Raw genomic sequence first — 21,465 nt, 5'->3', positions numbered from 1 at the left:
CATCCGTCTGGACCTGGCTACACCGGTTGGACTGGCAGACCTGAGTGTACTGGGCGGAATCACCGTGAAAGTATACAACGGAACGACCCTGGTTAAAACCTATCCGTTAAATTCTTCCCTGCTCAACCTGCAACTGCTTTCAGGAAACAGGTTCAAAGCTACCCTGCCTGCTGGTGGTGTGTATGACCGTGTGGAGATCAGTTTTGGAGCCCTGGTTGCAGCCTTAAGCAGCCTGGACATCTATGGTGCTCAAGTGATCTATCCAAATCCTACGGTTGCAACAACCGGCAGGAACATCTGTTCGGGAAGTACTGCTGCTTTATCTGCTACAGCCAATGGCGGAACCACTTTGAAATGGTATGCTGCAGCAACAGGTGGTACAGCTTTAGCTACAGGATCTACCTTTACTACTCCGGCTTTAACCGCAAATACAACTTATTATATCGAGGTGATCAGTGGTACTTGTGCCAATGCACAACGTGTACCGGTAACCGTGACCGTAACGACCACACCATCGGTACCTGTTGTCGCTGCACCTTCTGCAGTTTGCGTTGGTTCAACGGCGGTACTTACAGTTACCAGCCCCGTAACCGGTGTGACTTATAACTGGTATGCCGCCTCAACTGGTGGTACGATCCTGGGAACAGGCACCACATTTACTACACCTGCTTTGACAGCCAGTGCAACTTACTATGCAGAAGCAGCTTCTGGTACCTGCACCAGCAGCACCCGCGCAGCTGTTACTGTAAACGTGAATTCACTTCCTGCAGATGCAGTAGTAACGACAAACAACCCAAGCATCAGCAGCGGACAAACGGCGACTTTAGCCGCAACAGCACCTGCTGGAGTGACTATCAACTGGTATGCTGCTCCTACTGGTGGCATTGCTTTAGCTACCGGGGCGACATTTACAACGCCTTCGCTAACCTCTACAACAACTTATTATGTAGAAACTACAAATGCTACCGGATGTACAAGTCTGGCACGGATACCAGTTACAGTGACTGTAATTGGCGGACCTGTAAATCCGAACTGTAATGCTGCAAGCAAACAGGAAAGTGGAATTGAAGGCATCTGCCTGCTCTGCGCAGTTCAGAACCCTGGCAATTCAACCGATAATAACTTCACCAATTTCACTACAATTTCTTTACCTGTAGGTGTAGGAGGTTCAGGCTATCAAAGACTGATCTTTAACAATACAGGTTCTGCAACTGACAGCATACGTTTAAATCTTGAAACCCCAACCGGTCTTGCCGATCTTACTGTTCTCGGTGGCATCCAGGTAAAAATCATGAACGGGACTTCGGTTGTAAAAACGTATAACCTGAGCTCATCATTACTGTACCTGCAATTGCTGAATGGCAACAAATTTGCAGCAACCCTACCGGCAACCGGAGCATTTGACAGAGTAGAAGTCAGAGCTCAAGGACTTGTTTCTGCACTGATTAACCTGAATATCTACGGTGCTGAGGTCATTTATCCAAATCCTACTGTGGCTGCAACCGGCAGAACAATCTGTGCAGGAAGTGCAACTACACTATCTGCAGCTGCAAATGGAGGAACCACTCTAAGGTGGTACAGTACCCCTACCGGCGGCACTGTATTACAAACAGGTGAAAACTTTACCACACCTGTATTGACGGCCAATACCACTTATTATATAGAAGTAAGTAAAGGCAGCTGTGCAAACATCACACGTGTACCGGTACAAGTAACCGTAACCTCTACACCTACAGCTCCTGTAGTTGCGGCTGTTCCAGCTATTTGTTCTGGTTCTTCGGCAGTGATTCCGGTAACTAATCCGGTAGCTGGCGTGAACTATCAATGGTACACTACCGCAACCGGCGGTATTCCTGTATTTACCGGTACAGCTTATACAACACCTGCTTTAACAGCAAACACAACCTATTATGTAGAGGCTGCAAGTGGTACTTGCGCCAGTACAACCCGTACTCCGGTATTGGTTACTGTAAACCCTCTTCCTGCTTTACCGGTTGCTCAGGCTTCTGCAAGCACCATCAACGCAGGTCAGACAGCCATCTTAACAGCAACTTCTACAGATACCAATGTTACCTTTAACTGGTATACTTCTGCAGTTTCAACAACACCAATATATACAGGGCCGACGTATGTAACCCCTCCGCTTACAGTTACAACAACCTATTACCTGGAAGCGAAATCTACCACAACAACCTGTTCTGCACCAAGCCGAGTACCGGTAACCATTACCGTTAATGGTGGTGGAAGCCCTAATCCAGTTCCTTGCGAAGCGGCTTCAACTCAGACCAATGGTGTAACCGGGGTCGCACTACTGGCTGGTGTATTTAACCCTGCACTGGCTATTGATAACGATACCAAAACGGGTTCATCTCTTGTAATGCCTGTTGGGGCTCTGAATGCTTCTGTTTACCAGCGTCTTGGATTCAACAACCTTTCAAGCATTGGTGATACCGTACGTATATCCCTAACTTCTCCAGGAAAACTATTATCAGTTGGTCTGCTGTCCAGTATTCAGATTGGTACCTATAATGGAAATACAAACAATAATGATGCATTAGCCATCAATAACCCACTCATCCACCTGGAACTCTTAAGTGGTAACACGGAGGCCCTGATCTCTTTTGTACCAACAAAACAGTTTGACAAAGTAGAGGTTAACCTGAATTCCGGACTAGCCGGGGTACTGAATACAGTGGATGTAAATTACGCACAACGTATTGCAGTAGCGCCGGAAGTGACTGCTTCCAATGTGACTACCTGTATCAACCAAACTGCAACCTTAACTGTTAAAACACCTGTATCGGGCATTACCTATAAATGGTATAACGCTACAGGTACCTATCAGGCAGGTAAAGATGGTACTTCGTTTACCACACCTGCTTTAACAGCAAACACTAAGTATTATGTTGAGGCCAATACCGCTTCCGGCTGTACAAGCTACCGGACTCCGGTTACAGTAACCGTAACCCCTGCTCCTGCTGTACCAGTATTGGTATCGCCAACCATCAACACTTGTTCAGGCAATACCGTAACACTTGAAGTGAGCAATCCGGTTACCGGAGTTACTTACAAGTGGTATAATGCGGGCGGTGTTTACCAGGCTGGAAAAGATGGTGCAACTTTTACCATTCTGAATTTTACAACAAATACAACCTATACTGTAGAAGCAGTGAGCAGCTGTGGTACTTCTGACAGAGCAACTGCATCTATCACAACCGGTACTTTAGACAAACCGGTTGTTACACCTGCTTCTGTAACGATTGCCTCTGGCTCCCCTGCTGTTTTGACAGCAACATCAAGTACCGCCGGAGCTATATTTAAATGGTATGACTCACCGGTATCCAATACGGTACTTTTCACAGGTGCACGTTATGTTACCGATCCGTTATTGAACACTACCGCAGCTCCGATAACAAAAACCTACTATGTTACTGCAGAAGTAGCTGGTGGTGCATGTGCAGCTTCTGCCCGTGCCTCGGTTGATGTGACCATTAACCCACAAGGCAATACAACAGATGTACCTTGTGAAGGTGCAACGGTGGATATTAAACATGGTGTAGACGGCGTAGCCTTACTTACCGCTGTATTCAATCCGGCACTGGCTGTAGATAACAAAGCAGAAACAGCTTCTTCATTTGTAATGCCTGTTGGTGCGCTTGGAGCTTCTGTTTATCAACAAGTAGGCTTCCAGGGTCTGTCTAACATTGGAGATACCGTAAGGGTACGTGTAAGTTCACCTGGCAAACTGCTTTCTTTAGCGGTATTACCTTCTATCGAACTGACCACTTTTAACGGATCAACCAGCAACAACGATATGATCACCGCCAGCAATCCAATTTTACACCTGGAATTACTGAGCGATAACAGCGGAGCGATTTTCAGTTTCGTTCCGCAAAAACAATTTGATGGTGTAGAACTGCGTTTAAGATCTGGTCTTGCTGCAGTATTGACGACACTTGATTTTAATTATGCGCAACGTGTTGCAATTGCCCCTTCTGTAGAAGTTGCAGCAACAAGCGTTTGCCAGGGCAACTCTGCTACGCTAAATGTTAAAAACGCGGTTGCTGGTACCACCTACAGATGGTATAAAGGCACGACTTACCTGACAGGTAAAGACGGCGTATCCTTAACTACAGACGCTACCTTGGCAGCAGGAACATATGACTACTTTGTAACTGCATTAAGGAACAATTGTGAAAGTGCTAAAACTAAAGTTACGGTAACCGTTTTACCAGCTCCTGCAGCACCAATCCCAGCAACTGGAAATCCAGTGGCTACATGTCCAAATACACCAGCCACACTTGGTGTAATACCAGTAGCAGGAGTTTCCTTTAACTGGTACGATGCGCCTGTAGCTGGAAACCTAATTGCAGCCAATACTAACACCTATACCACACCAGCTAATCTGGCAGTTGGTTTACACAACTTCTATGTAGAAGCCGTAAATGGAAATTCATGTGCAAGTACAGCAGCAAGAACGCTGATCAGTATTACAGTGAATCCGACATCACTGGCTTCAGATATAACGGTAACAGGTGATGGCACCCCTTTCTGTACAGGAACGGTGGCTACTTTAACTGCAACAAGTACCACCGTAACCAATCCAATATTTACCTGGTATAGTGACGCAGCATTAACTCAGGCTGTATTCACTGGTTCTAAATTTGTTACGCCTGCCCTTACCGCTACAACAACTTATTATGTAACCGTATCGGGAGCAAACAAATGCGCCAATACTGCCGCTGATGCAAAAACGGTAACCTTAAATGTCAATCCGCCGGCAACAGCTGCTGACCTTGACGTTACAGGTAATGAACTGCCTTTCTGTGCAAATGCAATCGCAACACTGACTGCCAAGACCACCACGGTAACTAACCCGGTATTCACCTGGTATACTGATGCAGCATTAAGCAATGCTGTATTTACAGGTCCTAAATTTGTTACGCCTGCCCTTACAGCAACCACAACTTATTATGTAACTGTAAAAGGCGATAACAGATGCGAGAATGTGGCTGCCAGTCCAGAAGTGGTTACTTTAATTGTGAACCCGCCGGCTACAGCTTCCGATATTAGTGTAGCGGGTGCTGAACTTCCATTCTGTACGAATAACACAGCTACCCTTACCGCGAGCTCAACAACGGTAACAAATCCTGTATTCACCTGGTACAGCGATGCGGCCTTAACTCAGGCTGTATTCACGGGTGCTAAATTTATTACACCAGCACTTACAGCAACCACAACTTACTACGTGACGGTAAGAGGTTCGAATAAATGTGAGAATACAGCTACGACTGCGAAAGCTGTTACATTAACTGTTAACCCGCCTGCCACAGCCGCTGACATTAATGTTGCGGGTGCAGAAAACCCATTCTGCGCAGGCACAGCGGTGAAATTAACCGCAAGCAGCGTAACTGTAACCAATCCGGTATTTACCTGGTACAGTGATGCGGCATTAACCAATGCTGTATTTACAGGCCCGGTATTTAATATCCCTGCAATTAGTGCAACTACAACTTACTATGTAAGTGTTACAGGAAGCAACAGATGCGCTAACCTGGCCGCAAACGGAAAAGCAGTAACAGTAACGGTTAATCCACCAGCACTGGCTTCTGACCTGAGTGTAAGCGGTGCCGATGCGCCTTTCTGTTCAGGTAATACGGCCAGACTAACCGCAAGCAGTACAACGGTAACCAATCCGGTATTTACCTGGTACAGTGACGCAGCGCTTACAACTGCAGTATTCACTGGCCCTGTGTTCAATACCCCTGCCCTTACTGCAACAACAACCTACTATGTGACCGTAAGAGGTTCGAACAAATGCGAGAATACAGCTGCAAATGCGAAGATTATCACGCTTAAAGTAAATCCTCCTGCTGTGGCCGCAGATGTTGTCGTATCCGGAGCAAATACACCGTTCTGTGCTGGTACTTCTGCAAAACTGACCGCCAGCAGCACAACGGTAACCAACCCAGTATTCACCTGGTACACCGACGCAGCTTTAACAAATGCAGTCTTTACAGGTGCCATATTTGATACACCGGTATTAACTGCAACCACCACCTACTATGTAACCGTAAGAGGTGACAACAAATGTGAGAATACGGCTGCAAATGCAAGAGTGGTTACCTTAAATGTTAATCCTCCGGCAACAGCAGCAGATATCGCCGTAACTGGTGCCGATGCGCCTGTATGTTCAGGCAACACCGCTAAACTGATCGCTACAACAACCACAGTGACCAGCCCGGTATTTACCTGGTACAGTGATGCCGCATTAACCAACGCCGTGTTTACTGGCGCTACGTTTACCACTCCTTCCCTTACCGCCACCACAACTTATTATGTAACGGTAAGAGGTTCGAATAAATGTGAAAACACCGCTGCAACTGCTAAAGCAGTAACTGTTACTGTAAATCCACCGGCATTGGCCTCAGACATTAATGTAACTGGTGCAGAAACACCATTCTGTGCAAATACTTCTGCGAAATTAACAGCAAACAGTGTGTCTGTGACCAACCCAGTGTTTACCTGGTACAGCGATGCAGCTTTAACAAACGCCGTATTTACCGGAGCAGTATTTAATACTCCGGCACTGACCGCAACAACCATCTATTATGTAACCGTAAGAGGTGACAACAGATGTGAGAACACAGCGGCAAGTGCTAAAGTGGTTACCTTAAATGTTAATCCTCCGGCAACCAGTGCTGACGTAAGCGTAAGCGGAACGACAAACGGCCTGTGTGCAGGAAGTTCAACTCAGCTTACTGCCACAAGTATTACTGTAACCAACCCGGTATTTACCTGGTACACTGACGCCGCTCTAAGCAACGCTGTATTTACCGGAGCGGTATTCAATACTCCGGCACTTAACGGAAACACCACTTATTACGTTACAGTTAGAGGAGACAACAAATGTGAAAATACAGCGGCTACAGCGAAAGCGATAAGCATCTCCGTTAATCCGCCTGCAACCGCAGCTGACATCACAGCCAATGGCACTTCTATCTGTGCAAGCACAACAACACAACTGACTGCCAGCAGCACAACAGTCACCAATCCAGTGTTTACCTGGTATAGTGATGCGGCTTTGACAAATGCAGTGTTTACAGGAAGTCAGTTTACTACGCCTGTACTAACCGCAAACACCACGTACTATGTGACCGTAAGAGGTGATAATAAATGTGCAAACGCGGCAGGCAACGCAAAAGTAGTTACTGTAACGGTGAATCAGTTACCTGAGACACCAGTGATTGCAGGTGCAGGACTAAACATTTGTGCGGGTGACAATACCGTTATAACTGTTCAAAATCCAATAAGTGGCGTAACCTACAACTGGTATGCAAATGCAACCGGTGGTTCAATACTGTTTACAGGAAGTGAGTTTACGACACCTGCACTTCAGTCAACAACTGACTACTACGTAGAAGCCATCAGTATGACCGGCTGTGGAAATGCTACAGGAAGAGTTAAAGTCACGGTAACCGTATCACCAAAACCTGTTGCACCAACAGTATCCGCTTCTTCAGTAAATACCTGCGCTGGAAGTGCTGCTGTCCTGTCTGTAGAGAATCCACAAAACGGAATTACTTATAACTGGTATAACGCTGCAACAGGAGGAACAATCCTGGGATCAGGCACTAATTTTACAACACCAGTTATTACAGCCAACACGACGTTCTATGTTGAGGCTACTTCTGCAACCTGTATCAGTGCTACCCGCACCGCAGTGAATGTAAATGTGTCTATAGCGCCAGATGCCCCAGCTTCAGTAAGTGTTGCAGGCGCACCTTTATGCCCTGCGACAGGAACTACCCTCACGGTTAACAATCCTGATCCGGCATTGACTTACCGCTGGTACAGCACTGCGACTGGCGGAACAGCGCTTGCTACCGGAAATACGTTCACAACTCCGGTACTCAACGCTACCACAACATATTATGTGGAAAGCCTTTCTGCAACTGGCTGTATAAGTACAACAAGAACAGCTGTTGTGGTCAATGTGCTGCCAGCGCTTACAACTCCGGTGGTTACTGTTCAATCTGCTACACCAACCAGTGTAACCTTTGGATGGAACGCGGTTCCTAATGCGCTGACCTATGAAGTTTCCATTGACGGGGGCATTACCTGGATGGCTCCGAGTTCAGGTGCAAGTGGTACAACGCATGTGATCAGCGGCCTTAAACCTACAGATGTAGTTCACATCAGGGTAAGAGCAAAAGGTCAGTCTGACTGTCAGACCAGCGCTTTTGGAAGTGCAGACGGAACAGCCGACAACCCGCTTAAAAATGGTGTATTCATTCCGAATACCTTTACTCCAAATGGAGATGGTAAGAATGATATATTCTATGTGTACGGAAATACAATTGCACAGGTAAAAATGAGGATATACAATCAGTGGGGTCAGTTTATCTATGAGTCTCTGAACATTCAAAATGGATGGGATGGTACTTACAAAGGTCAGCTACAGCCAAATGGTGTATATGTTTATCAGATCGAGCTTGTGTTTACCGATGGAACTACCGACAACAAAAAAGGCACCATAACCCTATTACGTTAACCCAACTACTAACCTGAAGAACAAAATAAGATGGAAAAAATAGGAAAAATAATAGCGATAGGATTAGTTTTAATCCTATCGGTTTCCAAAGTCTCCGCGCAGATCGATCCGCACTTTTCACAGTATTATGCTAATCCCCTATGGCTGAACCCAGCCCTTACAGGAGTAATAGATGGTGAGTACAGGCTTTCTTTAAATGCCAAGCAGCAATGGGGATCACTTTCAAATGGCTACTTAACCGGCGGGGCCTCCTTTGACATGGCCCCGGTTAAGAATTTCGCCTTTGGTGCCATGATCCTGAATCAAAATGCAGGTGACATCAGTTATAATAACCTAAATGCCCTGGTTTCCGGAGCCTACCGGATCCGGTTTGGCCAGGAAGGCTTAAGCATTATCAATTTTGGTTTGCAGGCAGGTATCCTGAACAAAAGTTTTGATGCGTCAAAGATCACCACGGGCAGCCAGTTCAACCCCGTTACGGGCTATGATGGAAGTTTAGCACTTAACGAATCTTTTGCTTCCACGAACACCCTTGTTCCGGATGTCAATTTCGGCGCCATGTTCTTTGATGCCAATCCTGACAAGCCTTTAAATACGTTTTTAGGGGTAGCCGCCAATCACCTGACCAGACCAGTAGATAAGTTTCTCGGACCAGATGTCAAAATGCCTATTCGCTACACTGCGCATGGAGGTGCAAGGATCAAAGTAAGTGACATCCTTGACATCACTCCAAATGGCTTATATATGAAGCAGGGCAATGCCCGTGAAATATCAGCTGGTGCCTATGCGCAAATGATGCTGAACAATGAGGCAGACCTGATGTTTGGTTCTAACTACCGGGTTGATGATGCTGCAATTGCATTTTTTGGACTGCACATTAAAAATATGACCTTCGGCCTGAGTTATGACTTCAATACTTCCAGTTTAAACCGGGCCACAGGAAGTAAGGGCGGATTGGAGATCTCTGTTTCTTTCACCAGTAAGAAAGGCATATCAGGACCTAATTTCTTTTGCCCACGGTTATAACAGAATATTTTCATAATCTATATACAGATGAAATCCCTTAAATTATTTTTATTGTTCAGCCTCTTTGCTACCGCAGCATCAGCTCAGTTTGTGACCAATAGCAGGCGTGTTGCTGACGTATATTTTGACAACAAAGAATACTATGCTGCTGCAGCCTATTATAAAAAGGCACTTCAGATTTCTTCAGATAGTTCTGGCTTTGTGGTTCCTTATGGCTTTGAAAAAAAGGTGAAAGAAGAAAGTCCTAAAAAAGAAGACTATGAGTATGCAGTCTATCAACTGGCCACATCACTTCGCTTGTACAAGAACTATACTGATGCGGAATCCTGGTATGCAATAGCTAAAGGATTTACAAATCCTAAATATGTACTGAGCAGTTTCTGGTATGGGGAAACGCTTAGAGCCAACCAGCGTTTTGCAGATGCTATTGTTTCTTTTCAGGAATTTTTGGGTAAGTATAAAGGCAATGATGCCTATACAGCAAAAGCAAAACTGGAAATTGATGCCTGCAATTTTGCCCTCTTTGAAATCAAACATCCAAGATTGTATGGATTGAAAAGATTAAGCAACGAAATCAATCAGTTAGGCTCCAACTATACACCTTATCTAACCACCAATAACTTCTACTTTACTTCTTCCAGACCGGCTCAGGGAAACAGTAAAAACGTGGTGCTTCAGGACAACAAAAGCAGTGCAAAAATCATCAAAAAAGAAACGCCTTTCCTCAATGCCATCTATGAAGTATCTGGTAGTCCTGTGGCTGAAAAGGTTTCAGTAAAGAAACTGAACATTCCCGGTAATAAATTCAAGGAACTGGCTTCACCCGCTTTGAACCCAGATGGAAAGACGATGTATATTACGGTTTGGGATGTTAAAGGCATCCGGAAAATAAGTCGTCTCAACCTGGTGAACGGAAGCTGGTCTGAACCGGCAGAACTGGGCACACAAGTCAATGCAGATGGCTACAATTCCATGCAGCCTTTTGTAACCAAAGATGGGCAGTTCCTGATATTTGCCTCAGATAAACCAGGTGGCCGTGGTAAATATGATCTTTGGTATTCACCCATCAGAACAGACGGCAGTTTGGGTCAGGCCATCAATATGGGATCTGCTATCAATACTGCTGAAGATGACGAAGCCCCATACTATAATTCCAACACGAAGAAACTTTTATACAGCAGTAACGGAAAGGTAGGAATAGGCGGACTGGATTTTTATGAAAGCGAAGGTAATTTTGTAAGCTGGACAGAACCCCGCAACCTTGGTTTTCCATTTAACTCGTCCAAAGATGATCTTTACTTCACACCTTCTAATGATGATGACACCGAGGGTTACATCAGTTCAGACAGGGAATCTCTTTGCTGCCTGGAAATTTTCCACCTTAAAACCAATTACCTGACGATACAAGGCACTTTACTGGACTGTAAAACCATGAAGCCTCTTCCAGGAGCTGTGGTTACTTTAACCGATTCCTTGACCAAACTTAAGTATACGACAGACAGCGAAGGAAAGTACAGGTTCAAAATCAGCTCTAACCGAAAAATAAAACTTCTGGCAGAAAAGCCAAACTACTTTGCAAAAAGTGTCGTGTATACATATGATAGTTTATCCAGGGCAGATACCCTTTTTAGCCCGGAGCTTTGTCTTACACCTTTTAAGAAAGATGTTCCAATTATTCTTAAAGATGTATATTATGCTTTTGATAGTGATCAGTTGACTGATGCTTCCAAAGCCGTACTGGATCAGCTGTATACCATTATGGTAGATAATGAAACGATAGAGATAGAATTGAGTGCCCATACAGATAACATTGGAACCGCAGCCTATAACCTGGATCTTTCCAACAGAAGGGCTAAATCTTGTGTAGATTACCTGGTGAGCAAAGGAATACCTGCAAGCAGGATGACCAGCAAAGGATATGGTTTCAGCCGGCCGATTGCACCGAATCAATTCCCTGATGGAAAAGATAACCCTGCCGGTCGCCAGCTGAACAGAAGAACCGAATTCAAAGTCACTAAACAATAAAAACTAAATGCCCGCTCCTAAGCCTTTCCTCCTCCAGGAAAGGCTTTTTTGTTTTCCCATGTGGATTTAAAGTCATATCCCCAGAATTGGGCAGTTTTAAGATAAATAGACTGTAGTTTTGTATCGACGTTAAACGATATGAAAAAATCACTGACCTCTATTCCTTTTTCCGTACTCGACCTGGCTACCGTCATTGAGGGAAAAACACCAGCAGATACTTTTAAAAATAGTCTTGATCTCGCCCAGCATGCAGAAAGCTGGGGTTACCATCGGTATTGGCTCGCAGAACATCACAATATGATCAGTGTAGCCAGTTCTGCTACTTCTGTTGTTATTGGACATATTGCGGGTGGAACAACTTCTATCCGTGTGGGTTCAGGAGGAATCATGCTGCCTAACCACTCTCCCCTCATTATTGCGGAACAGTTTGGAACACTGGAGTCCTTGTATCCTGGCAGGATTGACCTTGGCTTGGGCCGTGCACCTGGTACGGATCAGCTGACCGCCATGGCCATCCGGGGCGAGCGCTTTAATGCCGCAAACAGCTTTCCTCAGGATGTATTAAAGTTGCAGGCTTATTTCTCTTCTGAGAACAGTACGAGCAGTGTGAGGGCAATCCCGGGAGAAGGTCTGGACATTCCAATTTGGATTCTTGGATCCAGCACCGACAGTGCACGACTTGCCGCTGCATTAGGTTTGCCTTATGCTTTTGCCAGTCATTTTGCTCCGGCACAATTCCTGACTGCGATTAACTTATACCGTCAGAACTTCAAACCTTCCGAACATCTTAAAGAACCTTATGTTCTGGCTTGTGTAAATGTGATCGCAGCAGATACAGATGCAGAGGCCAACAAACTGGCTACTTCTCTTTACCAATTATTCAGAGGGATTGTGACCGGAAAACGAAGACTTTTGCAACCACCGGTAGAAAGTATGGATGACATCTGGACAGATTATGAAGAAGAACAGGCCAGTCAAATGCTCGCTTGCACCTTCACCGGTAGTAAAGAAACGATAACAAATGATCTGCAGCAATTTCTGGATCAAACCCAGGTAGATGAGATTATGGCCACCGCCCATATCTTTGACCACCAGGCAAGGCTCAGATCTTATGGCTTGCTTGCTGAAGCGATGAGTGGCAAATAACTTTGCTATCTGCTAATCAGGATCTGTTCGTTTTTCCAGTTCAGCTCTGACTACCGCGGCAATCCACTCCAGTTTTTTTTGTTCCTTGGAAGTAAAAGTCCTTTTGGTCTTATCCACAATACATACTGCACCAATATTAAAACCTTCACTGGTCGTTATTGGTGCTGCTGCATAAAAACGAAGATCCGTATAATCGGCAATCCAAGGGTTCATCATTAAGAAAGGATCTTTTACTGCATCCTCAAAAACAGTAATACTGTCGTTCAAAATTGCCAGTGAGCATAAACTCATACCCCGGGCAGTGATCTGCCCGCTCCCCCCTTTCTGATCTGCTTTTGTCCATACGTTATCTTTATCCACAAAATTGATCATCGCCACCGGAACCTTTAACAAGGTTGCCGTCACCGCTGCAAGCTGATTGAATATGACTTCAGACTGGGTTCCGAATATTTTATACTTTTTCAGGTTTTCTAATCTTTGTTCCTCATTTGGCGGAAGTATAGCTGTATTGAATATATTCTCCATCTCCTTTAGTTTAATGATCAGTTAACTAACTGAAAACAATTACCATACCTCATAAAACCATATCGAATTGCTTGTACAAAAAAGGGTCAAAGTGCTGCTTCAGAGCCCATTTCACCTAAGGGGTTTTTTATGGAATAAGAGAAATCAAGCATTAGTTCAGGGTAATTTGAGCACTAAATTACCCAACTCTACCCAGTTATATTTCCAGACTAGAAATCAAATTTTCAGCCCGGTAAAGTATCTTTATATTTAAATTGTATTTTGGTCCTTTAATCTAAGTTATGCGCTGTTCTAAATTCATTCTCTTGCTGCTGCTGGTATTCAGTTTCAGTAAAGCTTTTTCCCAGACTTTAACCGTAAGCTCTAATGCCGACAGTGGCCCGGGAACCTTAAGAGCAGCTCTTGAAAGCATCCCATCAGCCAATACAGCCAACAACTATGTGATCCAGTTCAACTTGCCGGGATCTGCGACAGATGCCAACCGAACCATCCGGCTCAGATCGGCCTTACCCGTTATACCATCCAATGTCGTAATTGACGGAAGTTCACAGAACTGGCCCTCGCTTGGTGTATCTGGTGCAAAGATCATCCTGGAACCAGAATTTCCAGGCTCCAGTTTTTCAGGTCTCCGGATTGGCCAATATCAAACAAATAACCTTCAAACTAAAGGCGTGGAAATCTACGGGCTGTACCTGAGGAATTTTGCCACCATTACCAGCCTCCAGAATTTAAATACCAATCAGGGTTCCGGAATTGTAGTCGACTACCGTGCGAACAACATCAAAATAGGTGCGCCGGGAAAAGGCAATGTAATTTGTGGGAATATCAATGGCATACTTATTCAAAACTCCACATATTACGAGGTAAATCCCCTGACCGATATTTCTATTCAGTCTAACCTGATTGGAGTGATGTATGATGGGTATACGGCGAACCCCAATATGACCGGAATCTCAGCCAGTTTATACGACTGTGCTTTAACCGTTGGGGGGGATAATACAGGCGAAGGAAATGTGATTTCTGCCAATCAATATAACCTGAACATCAACAGGTACAATTATTACACCAGCACCGGCCGTTTTAACATTAATATTATTGGCAACAAGATCGGTACAGATTATACCGGAACAAAAGACTATCATGAACTTCCCCTATTTCTCTCCTCTTCTTCTCTCGAAATTTATGGGATAAAGCTCAACGCTCAGTCTACCAATTTATTTATCAGAAATAACATCATTTCTGGTAATCGGACCTGGGGGGTAGCCATTGCAAATGCAGACTTTACCCTCACAGGTAATTCCATTGGTACGGGTGTTTCAGGTACAGAAGAACTTGGAAACGGTGGAGGGGTTCGCATAGAAGATGGTGCTACCGGCAATATCGGGGGGGCAACGCCAGCGGAAACCAACCGCATCGGGTACAACGGCTACGGAATAGAGAGTATCTCCTTCAAACCAGTTAAAATTACACGGAACAGTATGTTCTGCAACAGAATTTTTGGAATTGGTAAAGCTCTGAACAACTTTCAGCCCTATGTCCAAATTCTTAAAAAATTATCTGCTTCTGTTTCAGGGCGTGCAACCCCAAATTCTACCATAGAACTTTTCTATACTCAAAACTGCCAGGGCTTTTGTGAAGGTAGAACTTATATTGGAACAGTACCTGCTGGAAGTGATGGCAGATGGCAATATACAGGTACGATCAATGGAAGTGTAACGGCGACAGCGAGTTTACTCAATGCCACCACCTCTCCTTTCTCCACAACAGCATTACTGGAAAATGAGGCTGTAATAGAACCTGTGACCTGCAAAGCCAATGGTTCCATTACAATTCCTGAGCCACGGGAAGGGATTACTTTTACCTGGAACAAGATCATTAACAATATCAGAACCCCATTGGGGCATGATCAGAAGATCACGAACCTCGAGGTGGGTTCTTATGAAGTGATCATTGACGATGGCTGTAAATCCACAGCACAGGTATTTGAAGTCAAAGACCAGAAACTTACAATTCCGGAAATAGAACCTGTGAATCCTCAATGTGGCCAGCGCAGCTTTACATTTAAGGCCAACGTATTCAGAGGAAAAGGATTTATCCAGTATGAATGGTATGACGCCCAGGGTAAAGTTGCAGAAGGGCAATCCGTAAATCTTCCGGAGGGCTCTTATAAAGTAGTGGTGACGGATGAAGCGGGATGCAAACAGGAGTCCGTCTTCCTGATGGTAAAGAGAAAACCTGCACCACTTTTCGATTTCAACACCATGGATATTACCTATGCGGCATGTGGCAAGCAGAACGGTTCGGTAAAAAACATCAAGGTTACAGATCTTACTGGTACGGCAAGCTATCAATGGTATACTTACGATCAGAAAAAAGGCCTTATGGGTCCTGCGATTTCGGGGCAGACCAGTCTGAATCTGGAAAATGTAGCTGGCGACCTTTACTACGTCCTTGAGGTATCAGATCAGGGAACCTGCTCTCCGGCAAGAACTCAGCCTCTTTATATTCCGGTCTACAATTCTGTCACCATTAGTGCCGGACAGATTACCCATGTAACCTGCAGTGGTAATAATGGTGCGATAGAGCAAGTCCTTATCGGAGAAGCCAACCGGTACGAATGGTTTGATCCATCCGGACAAAGTATAGGCGGGATGAAGAATTATGATCCGGCAACTCCTCCTTCATTGAAAAACCTGAGCCCCGGAACCTACAAGCTGGTGGCCAGCAACAGCAATACCCCTTGCACAAATTTCAATTTCTTCGTTGTCAACCAAATCCCCAAAACCGAATTTAATTTTAATCCCTCTATTCAACCGGCCACCTGCGATCAGAACAATGGCAGCATCATATTAAGCTATAACCCTGGCTCTCAGAGACCAACCGGATATAAGTGGGTAGAATCCATTCTATTTACAGAGGTCAGCGGAACGAACAGTGAGTTAAGAGATCTGAAACCAGGCAGCTACACCTTGTTTACTTACGACATCAATGGCTGCGAGACTACTTTTGGCCCTTACGTGATCAATAAAATTCCTTTGCTGGTTGTTGAGCCTTCAAGTGGCAAAGCAATAAATGACGGTTGCAGTTTATCCAGGGGATCAGTAACTGGTATCGTTGTACATGGTGGTATTGAACCCTATAGTTTCAGCTGGAAAAACGAGGCCGGTGAGCTTGTTCAGACCACCCAGCAGCTGATTAATGTACCTGGCGGAAAATACCAGCTCACCCTAAAAGACAACACCAGTTGTGGCCTGGCAACCAGTCAATGGTTTACCATAGAAAATCCTTCTTTTATCATCCCCGCACCTGTAGTTAAAGACTTGAGAACTTGTTATGCCACGGAGATCATGCTTCCTGTAGTCGCACCGGAAGAAGGCACTTATCAGCTCTTCTCCAATCTGGATGATGATATGCCAACGCTCGAAACGAAGAACGGAAAGTTCATTTTTAAAATTGCGAAAACTGCAGATTATTTTATCAGACGTAAATTAGGGAGCTGTGTGAGTAATTTCACCAAAGTCCATGTGGAAGTCACCAATGATAACCTGGAAGTAATGAATACCATGACACCCAACGGAGATGGGCTAAACGATACCTGGGTAATCAAAGGCTTACCCGAACATAGTGACTACAATATTAAACTGTACACGCGCAGCGGGCAGCTGGTTTATGAATCCATAGGAAAATATACTAAACCTTTTGATGGGAATTTCAGAGGTAAGGAACTACCCGCTGGTGTGTACTATTTTAAAATAGATCTCAGAGCCGATTGTAATCCGCTTGGCGGCAGTTTAACCTTGTTAAGGTAACTAAAACTGCCTGGTAGAACATTTAACCTGGTATCGGTTATTCAGCAGCAGGCCAATGACGATTTCGTGGGTCCCGTTGTTTACAGACCGGAGTGCTGAAGTAGACACATCATATGAATAGCTCAGGTTGATAAGGGAAGCAAAATTGACCCCTGCTAAAAAGGAAAAAGAATCGTTGTTTCTATAACTGCCACCTATCCAGAATTTATCCTGATAGGCCAGCTTTAAATTTCCATCTATTGCCGAAGGCGCATTTAACCAGTAAGTAAGCAGTACTGAGGGAATGGCTGCAATATCTTCGTCTACAAAAAATTTATAACCGGCGGTTCCATATATCACGGGCTGCTGGTAAGCAGAGTAATTAATTTCCTTATTCACCATTTTATGTTGGTAGCCTAATAATTGCTTTGCTGATCCACCCAGGAAAAATTTGGGACTGTACAACCAGAATCCTACACCTACATCCGGACGGATCCGGTTGTTGTAATCGGCAGACAACAGCGGGTCAGAAGGTTGATCAACCAGCACATGGTCAACGTCTATATTTAAGGAAGAAAAGCCACCTGAAACCCCAAGTGCCAGATTCACTTCCGTGCTCAGCCCAAGATGGTAGGCATAGCTTGCGCTCACATTCGTCTGTCTCAATCGCCCCGCGCGATCTGTCAATGCGTAAAAACCAATACCGTGATGAGGCTCTGCAGAGGTATAGGTATTCACATAGCTTCTGCTTAAGGGATTTTCTCCATAGCCTGAAAAGGAATTCACAGAACTTCTTACAAAATCGTCCCCTATAGGAGAATGAACAGAAATATAACTGGTTACCGGAGCGCCTTCCAGACCTGTCCATTGTTTCCTGTACCCCATTTTTACATCTATATAGTTGTCTATACCGGTAATTGCCGGATTGATCAGATAGGTATTGAAAATGTATTGGGAAGACCTTGGCATCTCCTGTGCATAAGAACATAGAGTTGCAAGCAACAGAAACAGGAGGGCATTAAATATTTTCATCCTGCTAAAGTTAGCAAGTTGTATCCTCAAAAAAATATATTTCTAAAAAATATAACTTCCTTCGAGTAAATTTTTCGTTTTTGTCAGTAAAACCTGCATATCAAAAGGTTTTTCCAGATAATCAGCATTATTTAGATTTTCCCGCAGGATATAATCTTCTTTAAAGCCTCCTGAGGTGAGCAGAACAGGAATATGTGCTGTAGAACTTCTCGATCGTATTTCTTTAAAGATCGCCCTTCCGTCCATGCCATCCAGGCGGATGTCCATCAGAATTAGGTCGGGTTTAAACTCTTCTATAATTTTGAATATAGGTCTTCCTGTCATTAAAGGAAAAACTTTATAGTGATGGGCTTCTAATACGGCTTGAAAAACATCCAGTACATCAGGATCATCTTCAACAATAAGGATTCGTGTCATATGAATTATGCATTTCTACAACATTAATGCCAGCCCGAAAAAAAACTCTATACTTGCACCGTAATTTTGAGAATATGATTAAAGAAGAACAAATTAAAATGATTGCTGAAACCCTTCTGCCTGGCTTTATCCCTAAGAATCAGGATGCAAAAGAACTTACCTTTCATTTTACGGTGCCTCCAGGTCAGTCTTTCAAAGTCTTTTTTGAAAGAAAAAATAATTCAGAATGGAATTGGAAAGGTTATGAGCCCGAAGAAAATTAAATCAGGGGGTTCTGTCTGCAATATTGACTATAATTGCATCCAGTTCTTTAGCTGAACTGGCTAAGTGCTGAAGCATTACATCATAATCACTATCCGGGCCATAGTCTTTGATCAGGTCTACCAGTGCCATAATCCTGGCTAATGGTGCCCTAACCATATGAGATTGTATCCAGGCAATTTCTTTAAATTTTTTATTCTGATCTTCTATCGCCTTGATATATTCTTTTCTTCTGGTAATGTCTTCCATGGCGCCTATAGCCCGGATAGGACTACCATTTTCGTCAAAGAGCACAAAACCCCGGTCAAATACATATCTGTAACTCCCGTTGCCACACATGAAACGGTATTCATCCTGCCAGCGTTCTATTTTCTGATCGATATGCTCCTGGATTTTAAGCACCACCCTTTCCCTGTCTTCAGGATGAATATGATCGTATCTCCAGGACATTGTTGTCGTATGATTAATAATATCATTATGACCGAATATTCCCTTAATTCCACGGTTCCAGATAATGCTTCCCGAGGTTAAGTTCCAATCCCATATGGTATCACTTGTCGCTTTGGAAACGATATTAAACCGCTCTGAACTTTCCAGCATCTTTCTTTCACTTTCAATTCGCTCTGTCAGATCAGTCACGAGTTCAAGTTCCCCTTTCTGTTCCTGAAATTCTACCGGATTACTGACAACATGTGTGTAAACACGTTCACCGTTTTTCTTTTTCAGCAATTGCGTTTCCTTATCAAGTCCGTTCAGGATCAGGTGCTCGATAGTTTTATCTCTCGGCTGTCCTTCCCTGACTTTAAGATCATCTACAGTCAGGCCCAGAAATTCTTTACGGCTATATCCGAAGAGGTGCGTTGCAGCCTCGTTCACATCTAAAAAAAACCTCGTATTGATGTCAAATATCCACATTGGCAATGGAGACAGCTGAAATAGGTCGATAGTAGATGTCATTCTTAACGTATGCGATATGTGATTTAAGATCACCGTAATGATACAAAAAATACATTTATAAAAAAAAGTGTTATAACAAACAACCCTTTCGAAAATTCACGAAAGGGTTGTAGGACTCAATGTCTTACTCAGGACTTATTTTGTTTCTGAAGCAAGTTTTAACGCATTATAAGTATTAACAATACCACCAGTAACACAAAGATCTGAAAACGGAACAGATTTGGTCTCTTCGCCAATCTTTACATTTACATTATGATCTACTTTTACAACAGATTTCAAGATGATATCTTTTACCTGTAAAGCAGATAATTTCGGATAATAAGAGCGGATCAAAGCTGCCAGTCCCGCCACAACCGGAGAAGCCATGCTTGTTCCATCCAGATTTTCATATTTAGAACCTGGAACCGTAGAATAAATACGCTCTCCCGGAGCAAATACATCTACAGTTGTTTTTCCGTAGTTAGAGAAACTTGCTTTTAAAGTGGAATCATTTACCCAACCCGAAGCACCTACTGTAATATAAGCACCAGCTTCACCGCCACCTTCATATCTGCGGTCTGGAAAACTCTTTTCAACGTCCAGGTTCTTGTTATCGTTTCCAGCCGCCTGAATGAGCAGTACATCTTTAGACATCGCATATTTTACCGCCTCATCGACTGCTTTCTTGTCCCATGAATAGGGCTTTCCAAAGCTCATATTTAATACTTTAGCTCCATTGTCTACCGCATACCGAATAGCATTGGCCACGTCCTTATCTCTTTCATCACCGTCCGGAACTGCCCTTACCCCCATAATCAGTACATTGTCAGCGACTCCTTTGATACCAATATTATTGGTCCTGTCGGCAGCAATGATACCAGCAACGTGGCTTCCGTGTTTAGCGTCCGGACCAGTAATATCGTTATTACCGTAGAAGCGTTCTTTGCTGTCCGCATAGTTGTCTCCAACCAATTCGGGTCTTGGATCATAAGACATGTTCAGATTGTAGTCTACCTGTCCCTTATAATATTTTAAGCCTTCAACCAGCTGAGCATTATAAAACTCTTCATAGCTCTGCGTTTGCAACTGGTTCAGCATAATACTTTTTATGCGCCCCTCTAACTCATTTTGTGGCTGGTAACTTTGAAAATCTGCAGCTGCCGGATTGTCTTTGCCTATTTTCTTCACCACGGCATCAACGGCATTCTTAAAACCTGTAATATTTTCGAGACCTGACTTAGCTTCTTCCAGTTTCTGCTCAAATTCCGCCTTCATCTTCTGGTAAGCCTCAAAAGCAGGCAAATCTGCTGCAGCTACAGAAGTAGCATCTGCATGGCCAAATTTTGGTTCATCTCTTCTTAAAATACGGGTAAGTTCAAGCGCTTCATGATCAATAGAACCTTTAGCTGAGCCCAAAAAATTCCAGCCATGGATATCATCTATATAACCATTTTTATCATCATCTTTTCCATTTCCAGGCGTCTCCTTTTTATTTACCCACATGATCCTTTTCAGGTCTTCATGGTTGTAATCTACCCCACCATCCAGTACACCAACCACTACCGGTTTTGATTTTTTACCTTTCAGCAATTCAGTATAGGCTTTCTCTGTACTGATACCAAAAGTTGAATCTGTTTTAAGATCCAGATTCTGCCAGTTCGGCTTTTGAGCAAAAGAGAAAAAAGGAACTGCCGCCAACAAAGCGATTCCAAATATTTTTTTAGATAAAAATTCAGTTTTTATAATATTCATAAC

Annotated in this window: 11 protein-coding genes; 6 read left to right on the top strand and 5 right to left on the bottom strand. The window is 43.9% G+C overall.

Annotated features, from left to right (window positions below):
* Positions 1-64 precede the first annotated feature (64 nt).
* From R2S08_RS24710 to R2S08_RS24695, 4 genes are all read left to right on the top strand, one after another.
* A complete protein-coding gene (locus R2S08_RS24710) occupies positions 65-8,554 on the top strand; it encodes a gliding motility-associated C-terminal domain-containing protein (RefSeq protein ID WP_316837630.1) in 8,490 nt (2,829 codons plus the stop codon).
* A 30-nt stretch (positions 8,555-8,584) separates the two neighbouring features.
* Positions 8,585-9,580, top strand: coding sequence for a PorP/SprF family type IX secretion system membrane protein (locus R2S08_RS24705; RefSeq protein ID WP_316837629.1), 996 nt, complete (start codon positions 8,585-8,587; stop codon positions 9,578-9,580).
* 27 nt (positions 9,581-9,607) lie between these two features.
* Entirely contained in the window at positions 9,608-11,605 is a 1,998-nt protein-coding gene (locus R2S08_RS24700) for an OmpA family protein (protein ID WP_316837628.1), read from the top strand.
* 138 nt (positions 11,606-11,743) lie between these two features.
* A complete protein-coding gene (locus R2S08_RS24695; RefSeq protein WP_133782279.1) occupies positions 11,744-12,751 on the top strand; it encodes an LLM class flavin-dependent oxidoreductase in 1,008 nt (335 codons plus the stop codon).
* Positions 12,752-12,763: 12 nt separating this feature from the next.
* Here R2S08_RS24695 and R2S08_RS24690 read toward each other — a convergent pair whose 3' ends face one another.
* A complete protein-coding gene (locus R2S08_RS24690; protein WP_316837627.1) occupies positions 12,764-13,276 on the bottom strand; it encodes a GAF domain-containing protein in 513 nt (170 codons plus the stop codon).
* 281 nt (positions 13,277-13,557) lie between these two features.
* Between R2S08_RS24690 and R2S08_RS24685 the strand changes: the two genes are divergently transcribed.
* On the top strand, positions 13,558-17,085 hold the full coding sequence (locus R2S08_RS24685) for a gliding motility-associated C-terminal domain-containing protein (RefSeq protein ID WP_316837626.1): 3,528 nt from the start codon (positions 13,558-13,560) through the stop codon (positions 17,083-17,085).
* Here R2S08_RS24685 and R2S08_RS24680 read toward each other — a convergent pair whose 3' ends face one another.
* Both R2S08_RS24680 and R2S08_RS24675 read right to left on the bottom strand, forming a co-directional pair.
* Positions 17,086-18,096: a type IX secretion system membrane protein PorP/SprF gene (locus tag R2S08_RS24680; RefSeq protein WP_316837625.1), complete on the bottom strand. Its 1,011-nt coding sequence runs from the start codon at positions 18,094-18,096 to the stop codon at positions 17,086-17,088. It abuts the gene before it with no gap.
* Between the two features lie 42 nt (positions 18,097-18,138).
* Positions 18,139-18,513: a PleD family two-component system response regulator gene (locus R2S08_RS24675; protein WP_316837624.1), complete on the bottom strand. Its 375-nt coding sequence runs from the start codon at positions 18,511-18,513 to the stop codon at positions 18,139-18,141.
* A gap of 74 nt (positions 18,514-18,587) precedes the next feature.
* Between R2S08_RS24675 and R2S08_RS24670 the strand changes: the two genes are divergently transcribed.
* A complete protein-coding gene (locus R2S08_RS24670; protein ID WP_316837623.1) occupies positions 18,588-18,776 on the top strand; it encodes a hypothetical protein in 189 nt (62 codons plus the stop codon).
* Between the two features lies 1 nt (position 18,777).
* Here the strand turns inward: R2S08_RS24670 and R2S08_RS24665 are convergent, their stop codons facing one another.
* Entirely contained in the window at positions 18,778-19,731 is a 954-nt protein-coding gene (locus R2S08_RS24665) for a PAS domain S-box protein (RefSeq protein ID WP_316837622.1), read from the bottom strand.
* Between the two features lie 135 nt (positions 19,732-19,866).
* On the bottom strand, positions 19,867-21,462 hold the full coding sequence (locus tag R2S08_RS24660) for a S8 family serine peptidase (RefSeq protein ID WP_316837621.1): 1,596 nt from the start codon (positions 21,460-21,462) through the stop codon (positions 19,867-19,869).
* Positions 21,463-21,465 lie beyond the last annotated feature (3 nt).

The organism is Pedobacter nutrimenti (assembly GCF_032678445.1).
Lineage (GTDB): Bacteria > Bacteroidota > Bacteroidia > Sphingobacteriales > Sphingobacteriaceae > Pedobacter > Pedobacter nutrimenti_A.
This window is presented reverse-complemented; position numbering and strand designations above follow the sequence as displayed.

Excerpts from the sequence above, each read along its gene's own strand:
- R2S08_RS24705 (WP_316837629.1), top strand. The coding sequence starts at position 8,585 with ATGGAAAAAATAGGAAAAATAATAGCGATAGGATTAGTTTTAATCCTA.
- R2S08_RS24700 (WP_316837628.1), top strand. The coding sequence starts at position 9,608 with ATGAAATCCCTTAAATTATTTTTATTGTTCAGCCTCTTTGCTACCGCA.
- R2S08_RS24695 (WP_133782279.1), top strand. The coding sequence starts at position 11,744 with ATGAAAAAATCACTGACCTCTATTCCTTTTTCCGTACTCGACCTGGCT.
- R2S08_RS24690 (WP_316837627.1), bottom strand. The coding sequence starts at position 13,276 with ATGGAGAATATATTCAATACAGCTATACTTCCGCCAAATGAGGAACAA.
- R2S08_RS24685 (WP_316837626.1), top strand. The coding sequence starts at position 13,558 with ATGCGCTGTTCTAAATTCATTCTCTTGCTGCTGCTGGTATTCAGTTTC.
- R2S08_RS24680 (WP_316837625.1), bottom strand. The coding sequence starts at position 18,096 with ATGAAAATATTTAATGCCCTCCTGTTTCTGTTGCTTGCAACTCTATGT.
- R2S08_RS24675 (WP_316837624.1), bottom strand. The coding sequence starts at position 18,513 with ATGACACGAATCCTTATTGTTGAAGATGATCCTGATGTACTGGATGTT.
- R2S08_RS24670 (WP_316837623.1), top strand. The coding sequence starts at position 18,588 with ATGATTAAAGAAGAACAAATTAAAATGATTGCTGAAACCCTTCTGCCT.
- R2S08_RS24665 (WP_316837622.1), bottom strand. The coding sequence starts at position 19,731 with ATGACATCTACTATCGACCTATTTCAGCTGTCTCCATTGCCAATGTGG.
- R2S08_RS24660 (WP_316837621.1), bottom strand. The coding sequence starts at position 21,462 with ATGAATATTATAAAAACTGAATTTTTATCTAAAAAAATATTTGGAATC.